Below are 22,012 nucleotides of genomic sequence, written 5' to 3'. Positions count from 1 at the left end.
ACGCTATGTCAACGCATCGCTCAAAAGCAACAGTCGTCGATTTCGAAAGGCAACAGCCCCTTGAGACAGCCTTTGCTAGGCCAAGCCTTTGAAGGGCAACGCGCGGCGAGGTGCCTACTTGTACTTGATCTCGCAGTGCCAGGCATCCTTGGCGTGAGCAGACGATGTAACATCCGGGCAACGGGATTAGGGTACTGCACATGGATAACTACAATGAGAGGTTCGCGGCCGCGCAATGGGTTCTGGAAAGAAATTTGGCCTGGATTGCCGCTGCGGAGATCAAAGTGGGTGTCGTTATTACGCTCCAAGTCGCAATGCTTGGGGGGCTGGCCGCTGTGTTTAGTACATCAGAGGCCGCGGCGCGTACAGCGTGGGCGTATATTTTCCTGATTTGGACTATCGGCTCCTCTTGTGGAGCTTTCTGTTCTGCAGGTGCGGTTGTCTTCCCTAGGACGGGTGGCCCTTCTTCATCGCTACTGTTTTTTGGTCGGATTGCAATAATGAGACTAGCGGATTACCAAGAAAGGTTCCGTGATATTTCTGATCAGGAACTGCTTGATGATTGGCTGGCTCAGATTCACAGGAACGCTGAGATCGCGCTAAGCAAACATCACTGGGTACGTATTTCGATGAAGTGGTCGTTTGTAACTGCCATTCTATGGGCGGTGAGTGTGATTCTACTTGTCAAAGTCTGAAGGCCAATTATGACTCTTAGAGAAGATATCTCTAGTGATGTGAACCTCTTCGCCACAAGCGCTTGGGGCGCAATTCCAAACGCCAGGGTGATACCAGGGCCGGAGGATCTCACATTCGGAAATTCCGGTGAGCGGCTCGATGTCACTATTCTTTATGCCGATGTACATCGGTCTACGCAGATGGTAGATGAAATACCTGACACGCTGGCCGCCGAGTACTACAAGGCCTTTCTTAGAACTTGCGCCCGTATCGTGCGTGCTAACGAAGGTGAAATCCAAGCCTACGATGGCGACAGGATCATGGCTATCTACACCGGAGATAATCAGGCTGGAAATGCTGTTAGGACCGGAATGCAAATATTTTGTGGTGTCCGTGAAATAATTAATCCTGCATTTTTAGATGCCAAGGGTGCTGCGCATCGGTTATTGCAGCATACCGTTGGTATAGACAAGGGGCAGGTTCTCGCGGCAAAGACCGGTGTGCGCGTAGACAGTGATCTTGTATGGGTAGGGCCAGCGGCAAACTATGCGGCGAAGCTCAATAGCTTTGAGGGTTTAGACATTGATTATCCGACTAGAATCACGAAGCGGGTTTTTGATTCCTTGGGTGATACGCACAAGACCACTACAGACGGGCGGCCTATTTGGGAGGGGCCCTATAACAATATGAAAACCGTCGACCACTACCGTACAAGCTTTTGGTGGACTTTGCCCTGAAGGATCGGCTCAAGGCAAATGGGCGATTACAGGGCATGGAGCAAAACTACTAGCCTGGGTCTAAGTTTTCCAAAACGCCTCCCAAGCTTACCGTTCCAACTATTCTGGGCTAGCGGAGTGCCGCTTTCGTCTATGCGTTGCAGAGCGTGCGGATGTTTGCTCCGCTGGCGTTTGCCATGTCGCGTCGACCACCGCAACGGCGTAAGTTTTGGCGTAGGTAGCGCAAGAAAGCCTTAACCAGCTTGGGATAGGCGCTGCTGCATCATTGGCGTGTGGCGGCTCGCGGCCGAATCTGCCTGCGCCTGTTCCGGGTCGGTTTTCTTCTGCAATCCCATTGCCATTTAGCCTGTCTGGCGGTGGGCCTGCCTGATGCTGCCCGCTCCGCTCGGATCGCCGCCTTGCGCAAGCCGGGTGGCGGCCGCGCGGGGCGTCCGGGCGGTCATCCAGCGGCCTGGGGCCGTGGCGCGAAGGGGCGTTTTCGAATATGGGCGATATGGTACAGCACGGGGCAGCGGTTGCCGCGCCGCGTGGGCCGGATCTGGCCCGGCGGCGGGGTCGGCGGCGTGCCGTCAGCGGAACACCAGCACCGGCACGTCGCTGTGGGTCAGCACCTTCTGCGTCTCGCTGCCCAGCAGCAGCCCGCTGATGCCCTTGCGGCCGTGCGAGGCCATGAAGATGACGTCGCAACCCAGGTCCCGGGCGGCGTTGATGATGCCGTGATACGGGGCGCTGGCGGCCGAGACGTGGCCCGCGCAGGGGACGCCGGCCATTGCCGCCGCGGCCTCGATCTTGGCCAGTTCCTGGCGCGCCAGTGCCTCCACGCGTTGCTGGAATACCTCGCGCCGCTCATGGGTGCTGTCGCTGCCCACCATGTAGGGGTAGGTCTCCACGCACATGTAGGGCGTCAGGCGCGCCGCGGCAGTGCGGGCAAACTGGATGGCGGCGGACACGGCCTTGTGGGAAAGCTCGGAACCGTCGACGGGCAGCAGGATGTGCTTGAACATAGGGGCCAGCTCCACCTGCAGGCGGTACTTCTGCTTTTCGTAATTGCGCCGCGACATCAGGTTCTGGTACGGGTACGCGCCTTCGCGCCAGCCCGCGGACAGCTCGTCGTCCGGATGGCGCTTGCGGCCGGCCTGCCACGCGGCGGGATCGCCTTCGAGGATCAGGCTGCGCAACTGCGCTGCTTCGTCGGGCGCCAGGCCGTCAAGCAGCGTGCGCACGGCGTCGAGCATGTCGGCGCTGTGGCCGGCGCGGCTGGCCAGGATGTCCTGCATGCTGCTGGCCACCAGCTGCACCGCGGCGTCGACGGCGCTGTCGACTTCATTGCGCTGGGCTGAAAGCGCCGAGTTGGTGGGCAGCACGTCGCCCCTGGCCGTGGCGCGGGCACGTGGCGGGGTAGCGGCGTGGGAGGGCTGGATGGTGTCGCGATCGGTCATCTGCGGTCCTCCGTCAGGCAGCGGTGTTGCGCAGGATCGCGTACAGCTGGTCCTTGAGCAGGAGCTTCTCTTTCTTCAGCCGCTCGATCTCGAAGGTGGAGGCCGGCACCAGCCCCGACTCCATGTTGTGGATTTCCTGGTCCAGCGCGTTGTGGCGGTGGAACAGGCGCGCGAAGCGGGCATCCTGCGTCTTCAGGGTGGTGATCTGGTCGCGGTATTCGGGAAACATGCTGGCTCTCCTGCTGGATCCGCGCGCACGGGGCGTGGCGCATGGTTTTATTTTGGGGAGGGCAGGGTGGGGCGACCTTGACGAGGATCATGGCCGTCTGGGGAATGAGAAAGGTCTGCAGTGCAGGGCGCGGTGGCAGGCGGGGCGCACCATGCAAAACGCCCGCCGGGGTGCGGCGGGCGTCGGTGTATGGCTGATCTGGCCGTCAGGCCAGGTGCCGGTGTCAGGCGGCGGGCTTGGCGTTGTCCAGCGAGAACGGCGACAGCAGGCGCACCATCTGGGCGAACGCCTTGGGGTTGCCGGCCAGCACTTCGCCCTGTTCCATCTGGCGCGGCTCGCCGGCGTAGTTGCCGACCAGGCCGCCTGATTCGGTGATCAGCAGCATGCCGGCAGCCATGTCCCACGGCTGCAGGCCGCGCTCGAAGAAGCCGTCCAGGCGGCCGCAGGCCACATAGGCCAGGTCCAGCGCGGCTGCGCCCGGGCGGCGCAGGCCGGCGCAGCTGCGCGTCATCAGCGCGAACAATTCCATGTATTCGTCCAGGCCTTCCAGATCGCGGAACGGGAAGCCGGTGCCGATCAGGCAGTCGGCCAGCTTGTCGCGGCGCGTGACGCGGATGCGGCGGTTGTTCAGGAAGGCGCCGGCGCCCTTGCTGGCGGTGAAGAGTTCATCGCGGGTCGGGTCGTAGACCACGGCCTGCACGGGCGTGCCGCGGTGCAGCTGGGCGATCGAGACCGCGTATTGCGGGAAGCCGTGGATGAAGTTGGTGGTGCCGTCCAGCGGGTCGATGACCCAGGTGTACTCGTGGGTGTCTTCACCCTCGGCCCAGGACTGGCCGGATTCTTCCGCTAAAATGCCGTGTTCCGGGTAGGCCGTGCGCAGGATCTCGATGACCGCGGCTTCGGCGGCGCGGTCCACTTCGGTGACAAAATCGTTGTGTTGCTTGCGCGAGACGCGCACCAGATCGACGTCGAGCGACGCGCGGTTGATGATGGATCCCGCCTTGCGGGCCGCCTTGACGGCGATATTGAGCATCGGATGCATGAATCTCTCCAGGCCGGCCATGACGACGCGGCGGGGCGCAAAAGCGCCGCACGCCCGCTCATGGGCAGCTGACAACACAACGGATTGTAGAAGAACGTCGGGCGTCGCCGGTTCTGCTGCAAATGTGCCGCGAGAGTCTCGCGAGCAAGCAAAAACCTGGCGCCGCGCCAAAGAAGAACCTCGAATTGTATATGAACCCGGCAATTGATACGAGCCAGCCCGCTGCCGATGGCAACAGCGGAGACCCCGGCGGCGACGCCTTCGGCCGCGTGCGTTTCGTGCTGGTCGAAACCAGCCACCCGGGCAACGTGGGCTCGGTGGCGCGCGCGATCAAGACCATGGGCTTCGGCAGCCTGGTGCTGGTCTCGCCACGCGAGCCGGAGGTGCTGCGGCACCCCGACGCCATCGCCATGGCCAGCGGTGCCGACGATGTGCTGGCGGGCGCGCTCATCGTCGACCAGGTCGACGCGGCGCTGGCCGGCGCCGCGCTGACCGTGGCGATGACCGCGCGCCACCGCGAGTTCGGCCCGCCGCGGCTGTTGCCGCGCGCGGCCGCGGAACGTGCGCGGCAGACGCTGTCCGGCAGCGGCGGCGTTGCCTTCGTGTTCGGCAACGAGCGTTATGGCCTGCCCAATGAAGTGGTCGAGCGCTGCAACGCCGTCACCCATATCCCCGCCAATCCCGCCTATACCTCGCTGAACCTGGCGCAGGCGGTGCAGCTCATCGCCTACGAGTTGCGGCTGGCGCTGCTGGAGGCGGCCCCGGACGCCGGCGCCAATATCGGCTATGCTGGTGAGCCGGCCACGGCCGAGCAGGTCGAGGCCATGTTCGGCCATCTGCAGACGGGCCTGGAGGCGATCGGCTTTCTCGATCCGTCCAACCCGCGCAGGCTGATGACCCGGCTGCGCCGGCTGCTGGCACGCAGCGGCCTGGAGCGCGAGGAAGTGAATATCCTGCGCGGCATCGCCAAGCACATGCTGATCGCCGCGCAGAACCAGCCGGGCCCGCACCAGGACCGGTGATAGGAGCAAGGACAGTGGCAGCAAACCGGAGCGATTCGATGCAGGGCGATGCAGGCATGCGCGGCAAGCGCGCGTGCTGTCGTCCCGCGGCTGCGGGTTTGCGCAGGCCCGGGCGATGTTGATCGCAGCATCGCCGCAATGTCCCTGACGGATCAGGGGCCAAACACCGGTACCCCAAGCGGGTCCGGCAAATCACTTACACTCCCTGATCCCGTCCCCACCGGCCACTGACCTCGCCGGCGACCCTGTCCCGGGCACCAGCCCGCGTGGCGCGGCGCACGGCGCGGCAACACGACACGACCAAGATGTTCTCTCGCCTGAAGGAAGATATCGACACGATCATGCTGCGCGATCCCGCCGCGCGCAGCCGCCTGGAGGTGCTGACTTGCTACCCCGGCCTGCATGCCGTGGTGTTCCACCGCTTTGCGCATGGATGCTGGAACGCGGGCTTCCACTGGCTGGGGCGCTGGATCTCGCACTGGGCGCGGTTTTTCACCGGCATCGAAATCCATCCGGCGGTCAAGCTGGGCCGGCGCGTATTCATCGACCACGGCATGGGCGTGGTGATCGGCGAGACCGCCGAGATCGGCGATGACTGCACCATCTACCAGGGCGTGACGCTGGGCGGCACCTCGCTGTACAAGGGCCAGAAGCGGCACCCCACGCTGGGCGCCAACGTGGTGGTGAGCGCGGGCGCCAAGGTGCTGGGCGGATTCGTGGTGGGCGACGGCGCGCGCGTGGGCTCCAACGCGGTGGTGCTCAAGCCGGTGCCGCCGGGCGCGACTGCCGTGGGCATCCCGGCCCGTATCATCCTGCCGGATGCGCCATCGGCGCAGCAGGGTGCCAAGCAGGAGTTCTCGGCCTACGGCATCACGCCCAATGCGGACGATCCGGTGTCGCTGGCGCTCAAGAGCCTGATCGACAATGCGGGGCGCCAGCACGACCGCATCGAGGCGGTGCTGGCCGCACTCGACCGGCTTGGCGAACACCTGGAGAACACGCCGAACGATCCCTTCGACGCAAGCGAACTGCGCAGGCTGATGAAGTGAGCGGGGCAGGGGCCGGGCCGGCGCTGTCGCTCAGTCCGTCTGCGGCAACAGGCGGAAGCCGTCGCGATCCAGTTGCAGCACCGCGGCGCGCGGATGGGCGCCGTCCAGGTCCCAGTCAGTGAGCACCCAGCGCACGCCGGCGGCTTCTTCATGCCGTGCCGGGCGGTGCGTGTGTCCATGCACCAGCAGCGACGCACCGGCGGCGCCGAGCAACTCGGCCGCGGCGGCGGGCGCCACATCACCATAGATCACCGGCACGGGCGCACCCGCGCTCAACTGCCTGGCGCGGTTGCCTTCACTGTCTGCCCGCAGCTTGCGGGCGATCGACAGACGCGCGCTAAGCGGCAGTGCCAGGAACACGCGTTGCACCCAGCCCTTGCGGGTCCAGCGGCGGAAGCGGTTATAGCGTTCGTCGTCGATGCACAGCATGTCGCCGTGGCTCAGCACCACGCGCTGGCCGGCACAGTGGATCACGGTGGGGTCGGGCAGCAGGCTGGCACCGGCCGCGCTGGCGAAACGCTTGCCCAGCAGGAAGTCCCGGTTGCCGTGCATCAAATACACGGCCACGCCGCGCGCGGCCAGTGCGCGCAGGGCGCCGGTCACGCGCTGCGCGAAGGGCGAGTCGGTTTCTTCGTCGCCGATCCAGAATTCAAAGAAGTCGCCCAGGATGAACAGCGTGCGCGCGTGCTGCGCGGCGCGCTCGAGCGTGCGCTCGAAGGCCGCCAGCGTGCGGGGCATGCCGGGCGTCAGGTGCAGGTCTGAAATGAACCACGCCGGCGCCTGTGCCTCGAAGGGACCGGCCACCGGCGTGTGGGGGATTGCGGTCATGCGCGGTGTCGGAAGGGGAATGCCGGCACGTGGATGCGCACGGAACCGCAATCGGCAGGCATCGGCTTACTCGACGATGACGGCCTTCTCGATCACCACGTCTTCCAGCGGCACGTCCTGGTGGAAGCCCGAACTGCCGGTGCGCACGCCCTTGATCTGGTCGACCACGTCGGTGCCTTCCACCACCTTGCCGAACACGGCATAGCCGAAGCCCTGCGGCGTGGGCGAGGAGAAGTTCAGGAAGTCGTTGTCGACCACGTTGATGAAGAACTGCGCGGTGGCCGAGTGCGGGGCGTTGGTGCGCGCCATGGCCACGGTGTAGCGGTCATTCTTCAGGCCGTTGCCGGCTTCGTTCTCGATCGGGGCGTCGGTGCCCTTTTGCTTCATGCCGGGCTCGAAGCCGCCGCCCTGGACCATGAAGTTCTTGATCACGCGGTGGAAGATGGTGTTGTCGTAGTGGCCCTTGCGCACGTACGACAGGAAGTTCTCGACCGACTTCGGGGCCTTTTCGGCGTCGAGTTCAATGGTGATGACACCCTGGTTGGTGTGGAGCTGGACCTTGGACATGGGATTTCCTCTGTTCGGTAATTATTTGACGACGGTGGCCGACTCGATCACGATCGGCGCGGCCGGCACATTGCGCATGGGGCCGTAGGCCGTGGTCGGCACGCTCTTGATCTTGTCGATCGTCTCCATGCCTTCCACCACCTTGCCGAAGACGGCGTAGCCGTTGCCGTCCGGCTGCGGGTAGTCGAGATTCGAATTATCCACCACATTGACGAAGAACTGCGCGGTGGCCGAGTTGGGGTCGCTGGTGCGTGCCATGGCCACCGTGCCGGCCTTGTTCTTCAGGCCGCTACGGGCTTCCAGCGGGATAGGCGCACGGGTGGGCTTTTCCTTCATGTCGCGGTCAAAACCGCCGCCCTGCACCATGAAGCCATTGATCACGCGATGGAAGATGGTGCCACTGTAGAAGCCGCTCTTCACATATTCCAGGAAGTTCGCGACGGTCCTCGGCGCGGCCTCGGGGTAGAGCTCGATGGTGAACTTGCCGGCACTGGTGGCGAACTGGACGCGTTCGGCGGCCTTTTGCTGCGCCAGCGCGCTGAACGAGGACAGTGCCAGGGCGCCTGCGGTCAGGCCGGCCAGGACGATGCGACGGGAACGGATCATGAAGGAACTCCGGTAAGTCTGGATGCACATGGTCCGGGCGCGCCGCGCCCGGACCTTGGAATGGGTGGCCGTCAGTTGGCCGCAGGGGCGCTGGCAGGTGCCTGGCGCTGCGCTGGCGTCGCCTTGCGGCCAGTGCCGGCGGGCGCCGCCGGCGACGCGGCATCAGGGTTCAGCTGGCGCAGGCCGGTGCTGGCGCGGGCATCGCCCGGATTGCGGCGCAGCGCTTCGGTGTAGGCCTGCTCGGCCAGGCGGCGGTAGACGTCGCCTAGGTTGGTGTAGCCAATGGCGAAGCCCGGCTTGACTTCGGTGGCCAGCAGCAACTCGGCCTCGGCGCGCTTCAGGTCGCCGCGCTTGGCGTAGAGCAGCGCCAGGTTGTTGTGGGGCTCGGGCAGTTCCGGGAAGTCCTGCGCCATTTCGGTAAAGGCCTGGATGGCGGCGTCCTCGCGGCCGGACTGGGCCAGAGCCCAGGCGCGCTGGAAGCGTGCCTGCGCATTGCGCGGGTTGGCGGCCAGCACGCGGTCAAAGCCCTTGATGGCTTCGTCGTAGCGGCGCGCGTTGGCGGCCTGCTGGGCCTCGCTCATGCCAGGGTCGGTCGACTGGATGCCACCGGCCGGCGCCGTCGGCGCGGCCAGCGACAGCGGGCCGTTCTGCGCGTAGGCAGGGGCCGCCAGCGCGGCGGCCAGGGCCAGCAGGGGCAGTACGGCGCGATGGCCGCGTCGGCGCGCGGGGGCGGCGAACATGGCAGAACACGGGGAGGGCAGCGGCAGGCTCATTGAGGACAGGTCCGTTATACTCCGCGGCATTCTAGCAAAGCGGCAAGTCCGGCACGAAGGGCGATGCCATCGGGGCGGCAGGCGCGGCATCTCGCGCGGCCTGGCTGCGCGGTGCCGGAGGCAACCTGCGCACCGCCTTCCGGTAAGATATGGGGCGCGACGGAAATGCGCCAGTGACCGCGTTGCCGCCGGCGGCCTGCCAGGCGCCGGGCAACCGGCGCCACGGCCCGCGCTGCCTGCTGTGCGAACCCCGGCAGTCTCCTCTCACCACTCACTTCGTTTCATGCAGCTTCTGAACATCTACAACACGCTCGCGCGTGAGAAACAGCCATTCGTGCCAATCGAACCCGGCAAGGTCCGCATGTATGTGTGCGGCATGACGGTGTACGACTATTGCCACGTTGGCCACGCTCGCGTGATGGTGGTGTTCGACATGGTGCACCGCTGGCTGCGTGCCGCCGGCTACGAGGTGACGTATGTGCAGAACATCACCGACATCGACGACAAGATCATCCGCCGCGCGGCCGAGAACGGCGAGACCATCGGCGAGCTGACCACGCGCTTTATCCAGTACATGCATGAGGATGCCGCCGCGCTGGGCGTGATCCGCCCTGACCACGAGCCGCGCGCCACCGACTACGTGCCGCAGATGCTCGACATGATCGGCAAGCTGGAAGCCAGGGGCCTGGCCTACCAGGCCAGCGACGGCGACGTGAACTATTCGGTGCGCAAGTTCGACGGCTACGGCAAGCTCTCGGGCAAGTCGCTGGAAGACCTGCGCGCCGGCGAGCGTGTCAGCGCCAACGACGCCAAGCAGGACCCGCTCGACTTCGTGCTGTGGAAGTCCGCCAAGGCCAGCGAGCCGCCCGAGAGCAAGTGGGACTCGAAGTGGGGCGCCGGCCGCCCGGGCTGGCACATTGAATGCTCCGCCATGAGCTGCACGCTGCTGGGCGAGCATTTCGACATCCATGGCGGCGGGGCTGACCTGCAGTTCCCGCACCACGAGAACGAGATTGCGCAGTCTGAAGGCGCCAGCGGCAAGCCCTTCGTCAATATGTGGATGCACAACGGATTCGTGCGCATCAACGACGAAAAAATGTCCAAGTCGCTTGGCAATTTCTTCACCATCCGCGAGGTCCTGAAGTCGTACGACGCTGAGGTCGTGCGCTTCTTTATCTTGCGCGCGCACTACCGCAGCCCACTGAACTACAGCGACGCGCACCTGGACGATGCGCGCCACGCCCTGACACGCCTGTACACGGCACTCAAGGACAGCCAGCCGGGCGGCTGCGCGGTGGACTGGGACGAGCCGCACGCCAGGCGCTTTGCCGAGGCCATGGGCGACGACTTCAACACGCCGATCGCGATGTCGGTGCTGTTCGACCTGGCCAGCGAGATCAACCGCACCGGCTCGACCGCGGCTGCGCGCCAGCTCAAGGCGCTGGCGGGCACGCTGGGCCTGCTCGAGCGCGATCCGCATACCTTCCTGCAAGGCGGCAGGTCCGACGACGGCATCTCGCCGGAACAGATCGAGACCTTGATCGCCGCGCGCAAGACCGCCAAGCTGGAGCGCAACTTTGCCGAAGCGGACCGCATCCGCGCGCAACTGCTGGAAGCGGGCATCGTGCTGGAAGACAAGCCGGGCGGTGCCACCGAGTGGAGGCGTGCTTGAACGCTGCCGCGCGCAAGCCCGCCACCGCCACGCCGCCGGCCACGTCTCCCGCTACGAGGGGCCGGGCGAAGGCGGCCGGTCCGCGCCCGGGCAAGGCTGGCGCCAGCGAGGCGCCGCTGCCGGATGGCAAGGACGCGGCCAGGGGCACGCGCAACGCCAAGGCCGTGCTGCCCGAGGCGGATGCGGTGCCGCTGCCGGTCGAAACCGTCATCGATGCGGTGCGCCCCGCCTACTGGGACGAAGCCTGCGCCGACCTGATGAAGCGTGACCGCATACTGCGCAAGATGATCCCGACCTACGGCCCGGCGCACCTGGTGTCGCGTGGCGATCCGTTCGTCACGCTGGCGCGCGCGGTGGTGGGCCAGCAGATCTCGGTCAAGGCGGCGCAGTCGGTGTGGGAGCGGCTGCATACGCTCTGCCCCAAGCTCACCCCGGCCCAGTTCCTGCGCGCCGGTCCCGAGAAGCTGGCAGGCTGCGGCCTGTCCAAGCGCAAGGGGGAATACCTGATCGACCTGGCCGACCACTTCAAGGCGGGCATGGTGCATGTCGCCGAATGGGCGCAGATGGACGACGAAGCCGTGATCGCGGAGTTGACGCAGATCCGCGGCATCGGCCGCTGGACCGCGGAGATGTTCCTGATGTTCAACCTGATGCGGCCCAACGTGCTGCCGCTGGACGATATCGGCCTGATCAACGCAATCTCCGCCAACTATTTCAGCGGCGAACCCGTCACCCGCAGCGAGGCGCGCGAAGTCGCGGCCAACTGGGAGCCGTGGCGAACCGTGGCGACGTGGTATATGTGGCGCAGTCTCGACCCGTTGCCAGTGACGTATTAGGCATCGCAGAAAGAAAATTTAGTGGCAGGTGCAGTCCGGGCTATCTGGCAGGCGCTAAGATAGCGACCAAATTCCGGTAGAATGCGCCCCTTCACAGACAGGTACGTGTGATTTTATGAAAACCACCTTCCTGGATTTTGAGCAGCCCATTGCCGAACTTGAGGCAAAGATCGAAGAACTGCGCTTCGTGCAGGACGATTCGGCTGTTGATATTTCCGAAGAGATTTCGCGGCTGGCCGGCAAGAGCCAGCAGCTGACCAAAGACATCTACGCCAACCTGACCCCGTGGCAGGTTGCGCAAATTGCCCGCCACCCCCAGCGTCCCTATACGCTGGACTACGTGCGCGAGATCTTTACCGATTTCCACGAGCTGCACGGCGACCGCACCTTTGCCGACGATCTTTCGATCATCGGCGGCCTGGCGCGCTTCAACGGCCAGGCGTGCATGGTCATCGGCCACCAGAAGGGCCGTGACACGAAAGAGCGCGCCATGCGCAATTTCGGCATGCCCAAGCCCGAGGGCTACCGCAAGGCGAAGCGCCTGATGGAGCTGGCGGACAAGTTCGGCCTGCCGATCTTCACCTTCGTCGACACCCCGGGCGCATTCCCCGGCATCGATGCCGAAGAGCGAGGCCAGTCAGAGGCTATCGGCCACAACCTGTACGTGATGGCCGGCCTGAAGGTGCCCCTGATCGCCACCATCATCGGTGAAGGCGGTTCGGGCGGCGCGCTGGCGATTGCCGTGGGCGACGTGGTGCAGATGCTGCAGTTCGCCACCTACGCGGTGATTTCGCCCGAAGGCTGCGCCTCGATCCTGTGGAAGACGGCCGAGAAGGCGCCGGAAGCCGCCGAGGCGCTGGGCCTGACCGCGCACCGCCTGAAGGCGCTGGGCCTGATCGACAAGATCGTGAGCGAGCCGCTGGGCGGCGCGCACCGTGACTACAAGGGCATGGCGGCGATGCTCAAGCGCTCGCTGGCCGAGTCGTTGCGCCAGTTCCAGGGCATGAGCGTGAAGGAGTTGCAGGCCCGCCGCTACGAGCGCCTGCTCGCCTATGGCAAGTTCAAGGAAACCGGCACCCAGGACTGAACCGTCCGCCCGGCTGACCGACAAGGTCGCACAGGCCCTACAGGCCGGTGCGGCCTTTGTTGTTTCTGGCGGCGGCACGGGCGCGGCGACGATCGCCGTGGCCCTGTCGGGCGGTCGCGATTCGGTCGCGCTGCTGCATGCCGCCCGCGCGGCCGCGGCGGAGTGGGGCGTTGGCGCGCGCGTGGTGGCGCTGCATGTCCACCACGGCCTGCAGGCGGATGCCGACGACTGGGACCGCTTCTGCGCCGCGCTGTGCGCGCAGTGGCAGGTCGGCTATTTCGTGCGGCGGGTATCGGTGCAGCCCGAAGCGGGAGAGGGCGTGGAAGCGGCTGCGCGCCGCGCGCGCTATGCCGCGCTGGCGGCGATGTGCGCCGACAGCGGCGCGCGCCTGCTGCTGTTTGCCCACCACCAGGACGACCAGGTCGAGACCGTGCTGCTGCGGCTGTTCCGCGGCGCTGGAGTGGCCGGCATGGCTGGCATGCCAGCGCTGCGCCCGCTGGACGAGCGCAGCGGCGTGATGCTGCTGCGCCCCTGGCTGGATGTGGCCCGCGCCGAGATCGAGGCCTATTGCGCGGCCAACGCACTGCAGTGGGTCGACGACCCGTCCAATGCCGATGAACGCTATGCGCGCAATGCCTTGCGCGCGCACCTGCCGGCGCTGGTGGCGGCCTTTCCGGCGTTGTCGGCCAATGTGGTGCAGGCGGCCGCGCATTTCGCCCAGGCAGGCGCACTGATCGACGAACTGGCAGCCGCCTCGCTGGCGGCGCTGGCGCGCCCCGGCCGCGATGCCGACACGCTTTCCGAACTCGACCTGGCAGGGCTGCGCGCCTTGCCCGTGGCACATGCCGATGCCGTGCTGCGCTTCTGGCTGCGCGACCTCGGCGTGCGCGCGCCGTCCACCGCTCGGCTGGCGGCTATGCGCGAGCAACTGGTCACCCACGCTGGCGGCGAGCCCGCGATCGCGCATGAGGGGCTGGTCCTGCGCCGTTTCCGCGACCGCGTGCTGGCCTGCACGCCGCCACCGATCGCTGCGCCGGCACCCGTGACGCTGGACTGGCGCGGCGAGGCCCGCATCGTCGTGTCAGCCTGGCGCGGCGAACTCCATTTCTTCCGCGATGACACCTTCGGCGTGCCCGAAGCGGTGCTGCGCCAGCCCTTGCGCCTGGCCGCCCGCAGCGGCGGCGAGCGTATCGTGCTGCGTCCGGGCGGCCCGGCCCGGGCCCTGAAGCAGGCCTGCCAGGAAGCCGGCATCCCGGCCTGGCGCCGCGCCTGGCTGCCGTTGCTGTGGTCTGGCGATACGCTGGTGCTGGCCGCCGGCCTGGGCATGCACCGCCGCTGGCCGGACGCCCCGGCAGCGCCGCGCTGGTGCGTCGAATGGCATCCGCGGCCGCCGGCAGTGGCGATGCCGACGCACTGAAGCTCCCGGATCGCCGCCGGCATCACTTCCGATCTGCAGCCCGAACCCCGCTCCCGCCTTGCCTCACGGGGCTTGTTCGTGTATTTTCAAGGGCTTTGCATAATCGCTGGCGTCGACAAGAAGATGGCTCTCATCGTTCACAAATACGGCGGCACTTCGATGGGTTCCACGGAACGCATCAAGAATGTCGCCAAGCGCGTGGCCAAGTGGCACCGCGCCGGTCACCGCGTAGTCGTGGTGCCTTCGGCCATGTCGGGCGAGACCAATCGCCTGCTGGGACTCGCCAAGGAAATTTCGCCGCAGCCCAATCCGCGTGAACTGGACATGCTCGCCTCGACTGGCGAGCAGGCCAGCGTGGCACTGCTGGCCATCGCGCTGCACGGCGAAGACATCGACGCGGTCAGCTACACCGGCTGGCAAGTGCCGGTGAAGACCGACTCGGCCTATACCAAGGCCCGTATCGAATCGATCGACGACGAGCGCATCCTGGCCGACCTCGACGCCGGCCGCGTGGTCGTGATCACCGGCTTCCAGGGCATCGACGACGACGGCAACATCACCACGCTGGGCCGTGGCGGCTCGGACACATCGGCCGTGGCCATCGCCGCCGCCATCGAGGCCGACGAGTGCCTGATCTACACCGACGTCGATGGCGTGTACACCACCGACCCGCGCGTGGTCGAAGACGCCCGCCGCCTGGACCAGATCACCTTCGAAGAAATGCTGGAAATGGCCAGCCTCGGCTCCAAGGTGCTGCAGATCCGCTCCGTGGAGTTCGCCGGCAAGTACCGCGTGAAGACCCGCGTGCTGTCGTCGCTGACCGACCCGCTTATGCCGCTCGAGCAGGAAATGCACTCGGGCACGCTGATCACTTTTGAGGAAGACTCCACCATGGAAGCAGCCGTCATCTCCGGCATCGCCTTTGCCCGTGACGAAGCCAAGATCACCGTTCTGGGCGTGCCGGACAAGCCGGGCATCGCCTACCAGATCCTGGGCCCGGTCGCCGACGCCAACATCGACGTCGACATGATCATCCAGAACCAGTCCGTCGACGGCAAGACCGACTTCACCTTCACCGTGCCGCGCGGCGAGTACCAGCGCGCGCTGGCCATCCTGAACGACGGCGTGAAGTCGCACATCGGCGCCGGCAGCGTGTCGGGCGACCCGAAGGTGTCGAAGGTATCGGTGGTGGGCGTGGGCATGCGCTCGCACGTGGGCATCGCCAGCAAGATGTTCCGCACCCTGTCGGAAGAGGGCATCAACATCCAGATGATCTCCACCTCGGAAATCAAGATCTCGGTGCTGATCGACGAGAAGTACATGGAACTGGCCGTGCGCGCGCTGCACAAGGCCTTCGAACTGGAACAGGCGTGATCCGTTCGTGAACACTTCTGGCGGGACCGCGGTTTTTGTGTTGAGTGATCGATTTTTCGTTGACCAACACGTGCGGCGCCGCTAGAATACGCGCTTCGTTGTGTGGCTCCCTCACGCAACGCAAGTTTGGGAGACGTGGCCGAGAGGTCGAAGGCACTCCCCTGCTAAGGGAGCATCCGGGCCAAAACCTGGATCGAGGGTTCGAATCCCTCCGTCTCCGCCAGAAATGGCGGCGAACCCCGGAAGATCGCGGTCTTCCGGGGTTTTGTTTTTTGCGGGTCCGGATTCCTGCTGTGCGAGCAGACACCCGCCACTTCTCTGCTGCTGCTCGTGCCGTTGCGTAGAGCGGCGCCAACGATTCCACCCTCGAAGTCCATATCGCAATCTGGCGACGAAAGAGCGCCAGTTTCTGCAGATGCTCCCGTTAAAGCCGTTGATCTGATTTCGAAGCCCACGGCCAGCGCGTGCCTGGATAACTCGCGAACGGAGTCACTATTTGCGCTTGCGGCTAGCAAGCCAGGCCACTGTCCCCCTAAACTGCCACCCCACTTAAGTTGGGTGTTTACGCGGCGATAATCAGGGCCCGTTTTTCCCCGCTTGTTATAGATTGTTAATACATATAAGAGGCTGGATTCCGAATAGAACCCCAGCCAATAAGTGCACTATTAGCATCAGTCGTTGGTGACGGCCGCTCAGCCGCATGGCTGCCATCGACATCCGGGGGGGAACAATCTTGCGCCAGACGCTTGCGCGCGCGCTGCGCCCGCTTGGACGCCTTGGGTCGCGCACCATCACCGCGGGCACCTTGCTGCTTGGCGTGATGACGACGGCTGTCGTCTATGCGTTCTGCACCGACCTGCTGGAAAAGGACGTCCGCCTGCGATTTGAGAACGATACTGGCGATGTGATCCAGCAGATCGATACACGGATCCGCCTCTATACCGATGTACTCGTGACCATGCAGGCGCTGTTCGGCGCCAGCGACCATGTCTCGCGCGGCGAGTTTCGCGATTTCGTCAGCGGCTTGAACCTGCCGCAGCGCTATCCCGGTTTCCAGACGCTGAACTACGCGCCGTACGTGCCGGCGGCCGAGATCGACGCCTTTGTCGCCCGGCAGCGCAGCGATCCGATCCTGCGCGAGGCGGGCGTGACGTTTAACGTGCGGCCCCCCGGCCGGCGGCCGGGCCATTTCGTGCTGACCTATGTCGAGCCGCTCGACATCAACCTGGCGTCGATCGGCATCGACATGGGCGCCGAGCCACGGCGCCTGGCTGCGCTTGAACGCGCGCGCGATACCGGGGAGTCAGTCAGCAGCGGGCGCCTGATCTTCAGCGAGGCAAAGAACCCGCATGTGGGCATCGCCCTGCGCCTGCCGGTGTACCGCAAGGTGCCCGACCTGGATTCCGTGGAAGCGCGCCGACGCGCCTATGTCGGCTCGGTTGGCGCGGGGATCCGGGTGGGTGACCTGCTGAAGGACCTGGTCAGCAATGAGAACCTGCGCCGGATCCGGTTCCGCGTGCATGACGCCGGAGACTTCGCGGAGGCGGCGGTCCCGTCCTCCGCCGCCAACCTGCTCTATGACAGCCTGACCGGCCTGGCGGTCGGGGAGCGCAGCCGGGGCGCTGGCGGCAGCGCAGTCCACGCCAGTGCCGCGCGTGGCGCGACGGCACTGGCGGACGGCCAGGCGGCCCCGGCCCAGCATGATCTGGTCAAGAGCGTGGTGCGGAATTTCGGCGGACGGCGCTGGGTAATCGCGTTTGCTGCCGATGCCAAGGCCATCAGTGGTCCCCAGCGCTACCTGCCGGCGCTGGTGGTGATTTCCGGCCTGATCATCAGCGTGCTGCTGGGGTGGCTGGCCTATGCGCTGTCGAGTTCGCGGGCGCGCGCCGTGGCCGTGGCCGACCAGATGACGCACAGCCTGCGCGACAGCCAGGCCGCGCTGGCCGAGGCGCAGCAGATTGCCCGCCTGGGCGACTGGCGCATCGACCTGGACAAGGACATCGCGCATTTTTCCCGGGAAATGGCGCGCCTGCTGGGCTTGCGCGGCGACAAACCGACTCCGGAAGCGCTGTTCCAGGCGATCGACGCCGGCCATTGCGCCGTGCTGCAGGAAAGGATGCGGGTAGCCCTGCAGGATCGCCAGCCGTTCGAGTTCGAGTGCCCCTACCGTTCGCGGCGCGGGCGGCGGGGCTGGCTGCACCTGATCGGCCACGCGCATGGGGCGGCGGACAGCGCCGTGCTGCGGGGCACCGCGCAGGACATCAGCCAGCGCAAGTCCGCCGAGCAGGCCAGGATGCAGGAACACCAGATTGCCCTGCACCTGGCCACCGCCACCAGCGAAACCGAGGTGCTGGAGGAGATTGTCCACACGCTGCTCGAAGGCATGGACTGGGAGGCGGGTGCCTTCTGGCCGGGCGATGACAGCCAGGGGCTGAAGCTGCCACCGGTCTACCTGGCCCGCGTCAAGGTGCTGCAGCCCTGGTTCGCCGAGCGCCCCGCAGGGCCGGCCGGCGCTGCGGTCTTGCAGGCGCCGCAATGGTATGCAAGCCGGAGCGCGATGGCCCGGCATTCGCAAGCCAGGTGGCTCGACGCGGGCGGCATCCGGACGGTGTTCGCCTTCCCGCTGAGCAGGGGGCACGTGACGCTCGGCGTGGTCGAACTCTATTCCCGCAGCAAGCGCAGCCCCGATACGCATGCGCTCGCGATGGCGGGCGGCATTGCCAATCAGACCGGGCACTTCCTGCTGCGGCGCCAGGCCGAGGAGAACCTGCGCTTCCTCGCCAATCACGATGCCCTCACCGGCCTGCCCAACCGCCTCATGTTCAAGGCCGAGTTCGAGCAGGCGCTGACCCGTGCCCGCGCGAGCGACCAGGCGCTGCATGTCATTTTCGTGGACCTGGACGAGTTCAAAGTCGTGAACGACACGATCGGCCACAACGCCGGCGACATCGTGCTGCGCGAGATGGCCGACCGGTTGCGCGGGAGTCTGGAGGAGGTGGAGCTGATCACCCGCTTCGGCGGCGATGAATTCGTCGTGCTGCTGGACCCCAAGGGCGATTCGACGCTCCTGGAGCGGACCATCGCCAGGATCCAGGCTGCGCTCGCGCCAGGCTTCGTCGTCAACGAGTCGGAGCTGCGCATGACGGCAAGCATCGGCATCAGCTCCTTCCCCGAGGACGGCAGCGACTGGCAGACCCTGCTCAAGCATGCCGACCTGGCCATGTACGGTGCCAAGCAGCTCGGCAAGAACGGCTACCAGTTCTACTGCCGGGGCATGAGCGCGTCCCTGCAGCGGCGCATCGACATGGAGACGCACCTGCACCGCGCGCTCGAGCAGAACGAATTCATCCTCTACTACCAGCCGCGCATTGCGCTCGCGTCGGGAGCGTGCACGGCGGTCGAGGCACTGATCCGCTGGCGCCACCCGGAACTGGGCCTGGTCATGCCCGGAGATTTCATTCCCTTCGCGGAGCAGAGCGGCGCCATTGTCGAGATCGGCGCCTGGGCGCTGCGCGAAGCGTGCCGGCAGAATGCCGCATGGCGCGCGCAGGGGCTGCCGCCGGTGCGTGTTTCAGTCAATCTTTCGGCACGGCAGTTTGCCGACAAGTCGCTCAGGCTGACCATTATCGATGCCCTGCGGCAAGCGGCCTTGCCTGGCAACCTGCTGGAGCTGGAACTCACCGAAAGCATGATCATGCGCGATGCCGAACAGGCTTCCAGCTGGCTCTCGCGCCTGAAGCGCACCGGCGTTCGATTGGCGATCGACGACTTCGGCACCGGCTATTCCTCACTTGCCTACCTGAGCCGCTTCCCGATCGATACGGTCAAGATCGACCGTAGCTTCGTCCGCTACGTACCGGAAAGCCGCAGCGACACGCAGATTACCAGCGCGGTGATCGGGCTCGGCCACCGGCTCGGCCTGGAAGTGGTCGCCGAAGGCGTGGAGAACGAGGTGCAACTCGAATTCCTGCGCCGCGAAGGCTGCGACGAGGTGCAGGGCTACTACTTCAGCCATCCGCTGCCGCCGGCGAAGATCACTGCCTTCCTCGCCAGCCGCATGGAGAACGGCCCCGCTATCGAGCACGGGCCGCAACCGCTGCGCGCCTGACTGCCGGCAATCCGGCGCGCGCTTATGCAAGTCCAATAAAAGGCAGTCAAATAAAAATGGGAGCATGAATCATGCAGGTCCGTACTATTGAAATCATGTGGCAGGCCATCGACGCCCTGGACTTTTCCAGGATGAAGGCCAAGCTGCTGCACCAGAAGTATGCGCACTGGTCGCCAGAATCGCTGGAGCAGGCGGAGAGCGGCTACCGGCAATTCCTCAAGCTGGCGGCGAAGCATCCGGACACGCCCGCCGTCCCCAGCGAGCAGGTGGATGCCTTCTGGCATGCCCACATCCTGGACACCAGGCGCTATGCCAGCGATTGCGAGCGCATCTTCGGCTATGTCCTTCACCACGACCCCTACGTTGGCATCGATGGCCCGGAGGATGAGGCCCGCCTCCTGCAAATGGCCGCGGCGAGCGATGCGCTGAGCATGCGCGAATTCGGCAGCCCGCTGACGTCTGCCGCATATTGTGCCCGGGCAGCAGCTGACGAGGCCGCGTACTGTGCGCGCATGGCGAAGGCGGAAGAACCCGCGTACTGCGCGCGCATGGCGAAGGCGGAGGAGCCCGCGTACTGTGCACGGATGGCCAAGGCGGAAGAACCGGCGTACTGCGCACGCATGGCGAAGGCGGAGGAGCCGGCGTACTGCGCCCGCATGGCCAGGGCGGACGATCCCGCGTACTGCGCCCGCATGGCCAAGGCCGGCGCCCCCGCATACTGCGCACTGGCTTCGCCCCAGCCCGCGGCCTGCTGAAGGCCTGGCATTCGTGGCCGGGCGGGTGTCGTCGACCTGGCCACGTTGCCCACGCTGGCACTATCGGTTGCCGCGCGGCATAGGTGCTGCATCGCGCATTGGCCGCGGCATCGATGAAATGAAAAATTTCATTTCTGAAATCCGATAGGCTGGCCTCGGAAGAAAATCCTCCACTAAATCAAAGGGATGGGGCCTGAATCGGCCGTGGCCCGCTTCTTGCGGCAGCAGGCCGGGATGGGCGCGTATTTCATCGCGCCTGCAAACCTGCCGTCGCCCTGGCCATCGCGCTGCGTCGCGGGCAGGCGAACCTGGTCTTGAAGAGGAAGGCACCACGATGTACTACGGAAGAAACGGAGCCCGCGGGCACAGCCGCGAGCTTGCCGGAGATGGCGATCAGCCGCTTGCCGGCCAGAATCGAAGCGAGCATGGCGATCGGGACCAGCCGTCGCCAAAGCGAGCCAACTGGGCATGGGCCGCTGCATCGGCGCACTATGACTGGATGGACTCGCACGCCCCATTTGCCCATTACGACTAGCGGCCCGGGCAAGCCTTGCGCCCGTGCTGCATCCCTGATCACCTGACCCTGCCGTGGCGGTTGCGCACGGCTGGTTCGTTTCCCTGCGCCCCATGGACTACGCTCCTATCCGTTCCCTGCTGATTGCCAACCGTTCCGAGATCGCGATCCGCGTGATGCGCGCCGCCGCCGAGATGAATGTGCGCACGGTGGCGATCTATTCGAAGGAAGACCGCCTCGCGCTCCATCGCTTCAAGTCCGATGAGAGCTACCTGGTCGGCGAAGGCAAGAAGCCGCTGGCGGCTTACCTCGACATCGACGATATCCTGCGCATTGCCAGGCAGGCAAAGGTCGACGCCATTCATCCGGGCTATGGCTTCCTCTCGGAAAACCCGGACTTCGCGCAGGCCGTGATCGACGCGGGAATCCGCTGGATCGGCCCGTCGCCCGAGGTCATGCGCAAGCTTGGCAACAAGGTGGCGGCGCGCAACGCGGCGATCGAGGCGGGCGTGCCGGTAATGCCGGCAACTGATCCGCTGCCGCATGACCTGGATACGTGCAAGCGCCTGGCCGCCGGCGTCGGCTATCCGCTGATGCTCAAGGCAAGCTGGGGCGGCGGCGGACGCGGCATGCGGGTCCTGGAAAGCGAGCAGGACCTTGAGGGGGCGCTCGCCGCGGCGCGGCGCGAGGCGCTGGCTGCGTTCGGCAATGACGAGGTCTATGTCGAAAAGCTGGTGCGCAACGCGCGCCATGTCGAAGTGCAGGTGCTCGGCGACACGCACGGCAACCTCGTGCATCTCTATGAGCGCGACTGTACCGTGCAGCGGCGCAACCAGAAGGTGGTGGAGCGGGCGCCCGCGCCGTATCTCGACGATGCCGGCCGGGCCGCGCTGTGCGAATCGGCCCTGCGGCTGATGCGCGCGGTCGGCTACACCCATGCCGGTACGGTCGAATTCCTGATGGATGCCGATTCCGGCCAGTTCTACTTCATCGAGGTCAATCCGCGCATCCAGGTCGAACACACGGTCACGGAGATGGTCACTGGGATCGATATCGTCAAGGCGCAGATCCGCGTGACGGAGGGCGGCCATATCGGCATGACCGAGAACACGCGCAATGAAAACGGCGAGATCGTCGTGCGCGCCGCGGGCGTGCCGGTGCAGGAAGCGATTTCGCTCAACGGTCACGCGCTGCAATGCCGGATCACCACCGAGGACCCGGAGAACGGCTTCCTGCCGGACTATGGCCGCCTCACCGCCTACCGCAGCGCGGCCGGCTTCGG

General features: G+C 65.7%; 20 protein-coding genes and 1 tRNA gene. 13 read left to right on the top strand and 8 right to left on the bottom strand.

Translation table 11 applies throughout. The annotated features are described in order from the left end of the window. The first annotated feature begins 200 nt into the window (after positions 1–200). The gene (locus AC3WL8_RS25025; protein WP_492379025.1) at positions 201–695 is read left to right on the top strand and encodes a Pycsar system effector family protein; all 495 of its coding nucleotides are present in this window, start codon (positions 201–203) and stop codon (positions 693–695) included. A 9-nt stretch (positions 696–704) separates the two neighbouring features. Beyond that, positions 705–1,412, top strand: coding sequence for an adenylate/guanylate cyclase domain-containing protein (locus AC3WL8_RS25020; RefSeq protein WP_492379024.1), 708 nt, complete (start codon positions 705–707; stop codon positions 1,410–1,412). A 569-nt stretch (positions 1,413–1,981) separates the two neighbouring features. Here AC3WL8_RS25020 and AC3WL8_RS25015 read toward each other — a convergent pair. From AC3WL8_RS25015 to AC3WL8_RS25005, 3 genes are all read right to left on the bottom strand, one after another. Continuing rightward, positions 1,982–2,416 (bottom strand): universal stress protein, encoded by a 435-nt coding sequence (locus tag AC3WL8_RS25015; RefSeq protein WP_153954433.1) that lies wholly within the window; start codon positions 2,414–2,416, stop codon positions 1,982–1,984. A gap of 448 nt (positions 2,417–2,864) precedes the next feature. After that, positions 2,865–3,080, bottom strand: a complete 216-nt coding sequence (locus tag AC3WL8_RS25010; RefSeq protein WP_010808971.1) for an HP1242/YdcH family protein — start codon at positions 3,078–3,080, stop codon at positions 2,865–2,867. A gap of 223 nt (positions 3,081–3,303) precedes the next feature. Beyond that, positions 3,304–4,122 carry an inositol monophosphatase family protein gene (locus tag AC3WL8_RS25005; RefSeq protein ID WP_013956226.1) on the bottom strand — a complete coding sequence of 273 codons (819 nt, stop codon included), beginning with the start codon at positions 4,120–4,122 and terminating at the stop codon, positions 3,304–3,306. 122 nt (positions 4,123–4,244) lie between these two features. Between AC3WL8_RS25005 and AC3WL8_RS25000 the strand changes: the two genes are divergently transcribed. Together AC3WL8_RS25000 and cysE are read left to right on the top strand one after the other, a co-directional pair. Next, positions 4,245–5,144, top strand: a complete 900-nt coding sequence (locus AC3WL8_RS25000) for an RNA methyltransferase (protein WP_211980946.1) — start codon at positions 4,245–4,247, stop codon at positions 5,142–5,144. A 305-nt stretch (positions 5,145–5,449) separates the two neighbouring features. Next, entirely contained in the window at positions 5,450–6,193 is a 744-nt protein-coding gene (gene cysE, locus AC3WL8_RS24995; protein WP_035825307.1) for a serine O-acetyltransferase, read from the top strand. A gap of 30 nt (positions 6,194–6,223) precedes the next feature. On the opposite strand, the gene AC3WL8_RS24990 is transcribed toward cysE, so the two are convergent. The 4 genes from AC3WL8_RS24990 to AC3WL8_RS24975 all read right to left on the bottom strand — a co-directional run bounded on the left by AC3WL8_RS24990 (position 6,224) and on the right by AC3WL8_RS24975 (position 8,967). Then, positions 6,224–7,021, bottom strand: a complete 798-nt coding sequence (locus AC3WL8_RS24990) for a UDP-2,3-diacylglucosamine diphosphatase (RefSeq protein ID WP_013956229.1) — start codon at positions 7,019–7,021, stop codon at positions 6,224–6,226. A gap of 66 nt (positions 7,022–7,087) precedes the next feature. After that, on the bottom strand, positions 7,088–7,588 hold the full coding sequence (locus AC3WL8_RS24985; RefSeq protein WP_013956230.1) for a peptidylprolyl isomerase: 501 nt from the start codon (positions 7,586–7,588) through the stop codon (positions 7,088–7,090). Positions 7,589–7,609: 21 nt separating this feature from the next. After that, a complete protein-coding gene (locus AC3WL8_RS24980; protein WP_492379023.1) occupies positions 7,610–8,194 on the bottom strand; it encodes a peptidylprolyl isomerase in 585 nt (194 codons plus the stop codon). Between the two features lie 71 nt (positions 8,195–8,265). Beyond that, the gene (locus AC3WL8_RS24975) at positions 8,266–8,967 is read right to left on the bottom strand and encodes a tetratricopeptide repeat protein (protein ID WP_153954364.1); all 702 of its coding nucleotides are present in this window, start codon (positions 8,965–8,967) and stop codon (positions 8,266–8,268) included. 283 nt (positions 8,968–9,250) lie between these two features. Here AC3WL8_RS24975 and cysS point away from each other — a divergent pair, with 283 nt between their 5' ends. The 8 genes from cysS to AC3WL8_RS24935 all read left to right on the top strand — a co-directional run bounded on the left by cysS (position 9,251) and on the right by AC3WL8_RS24935 (position 20,216). After that, positions 9,251–10,639, top strand: a complete 1,389-nt coding sequence (gene cysS / locus AC3WL8_RS24970) for a cysteine--tRNA ligase (protein WP_013956233.1) — start codon at positions 9,251–9,253, stop codon at positions 10,637–10,639. Further along, positions 10,636–11,475: a DNA-3-methyladenine glycosylase family protein gene (locus AC3WL8_RS24965; RefSeq protein ID WP_013956234.1), complete on the top strand. Its 840-nt coding sequence runs from the start codon at positions 10,636–10,638 to the stop codon at positions 11,473–11,475. Before cysS ends, AC3WL8_RS24965 begins: the two co-directional genes overlap by 4 nt. A gap of 115 nt (positions 11,476–11,590) precedes the next feature. Continuing rightward, positions 11,591–12,562, top strand: coding sequence for an acetyl-CoA carboxylase carboxyltransferase subunit alpha (locus AC3WL8_RS24960; protein WP_010808961.1), 972 nt, complete (start codon positions 11,591–11,593; stop codon positions 12,560–12,562). Further along, positions 12,528–13,979, top strand: coding sequence for a tRNA lysidine(34) synthetase TilS (gene tilS, locus AC3WL8_RS24955; RefSeq protein ID WP_228772438.1), 1,452 nt, complete (start codon positions 12,528–12,530; stop codon positions 13,977–13,979). The genes AC3WL8_RS24960 and tilS overlap by 35 nt, the downstream gene beginning before the upstream one ends. Before the next feature lie 123 nt (positions 13,980–14,102). Continuing rightward, complete coding sequence (locus AC3WL8_RS24950; RefSeq protein WP_010808959.1) at positions 14,103–15,353, top strand: aspartate kinase; 1,251 nt, start codon at positions 14,103–14,105, stop codon at positions 15,351–15,353. Between the two features lie 129 nt (positions 15,354–15,482). Beyond that, positions 15,483–15,576: transfer RNA gene (locus tag AC3WL8_RS24945), tRNA-Ser, on the top strand. Between the two features lie 477 nt (positions 15,577–16,053). Continuing rightward, positions 16,054–19,461 carry a bifunctional diguanylate cyclase/phosphodiesterase gene (locus AC3WL8_RS24940; RefSeq protein WP_153954363.1) on the top strand — a complete coding sequence of 1,136 codons (3,408 nt, stop codon included), beginning with the start codon at positions 16,054–16,056 and terminating at the stop codon, positions 19,459–19,461. A 71-nt stretch (positions 19,462–19,532) separates the two neighbouring features. Further along, on the top strand, positions 19,533–20,216 hold the full coding sequence (locus AC3WL8_RS24935) for a glycine-rich domain-containing protein (protein ID WP_153954362.1): 684 nt from the start codon (positions 19,533–19,535) through the stop codon (positions 20,214–20,216). A 247-nt stretch (positions 20,217–20,463) separates the two neighbouring features. Here AC3WL8_RS24935 and AC3WL8_RS24930 read toward each other — a convergent pair whose 3' ends face one another. Then, positions 20,464–20,643: a hypothetical protein gene (locus AC3WL8_RS24930; RefSeq protein ID WP_013956238.1), complete on the bottom strand. Its 180-nt coding sequence runs from the start codon at positions 20,641–20,643 to the stop codon at positions 20,464–20,466. 200 nt (positions 20,644–20,843) lie between these two features. On the opposite strand from AC3WL8_RS24930, the gene AC3WL8_RS24925 reads away from it, so the two are divergent. Then, on the top strand, positions 20,844–22,012 hold a 1,169-nt coding region (locus AC3WL8_RS24925), incomplete at its 3' end, for an ATP-binding protein (protein WP_492379022.1).

It is taken from the genome of Cupriavidus sp. FW305-F7 (assembly GCF_058782875.1).
The sequence above is the reverse complement of the archived record's forward strand: the minus strand, read 5'-3'. Positions and strand labels throughout refer to the sequence as shown.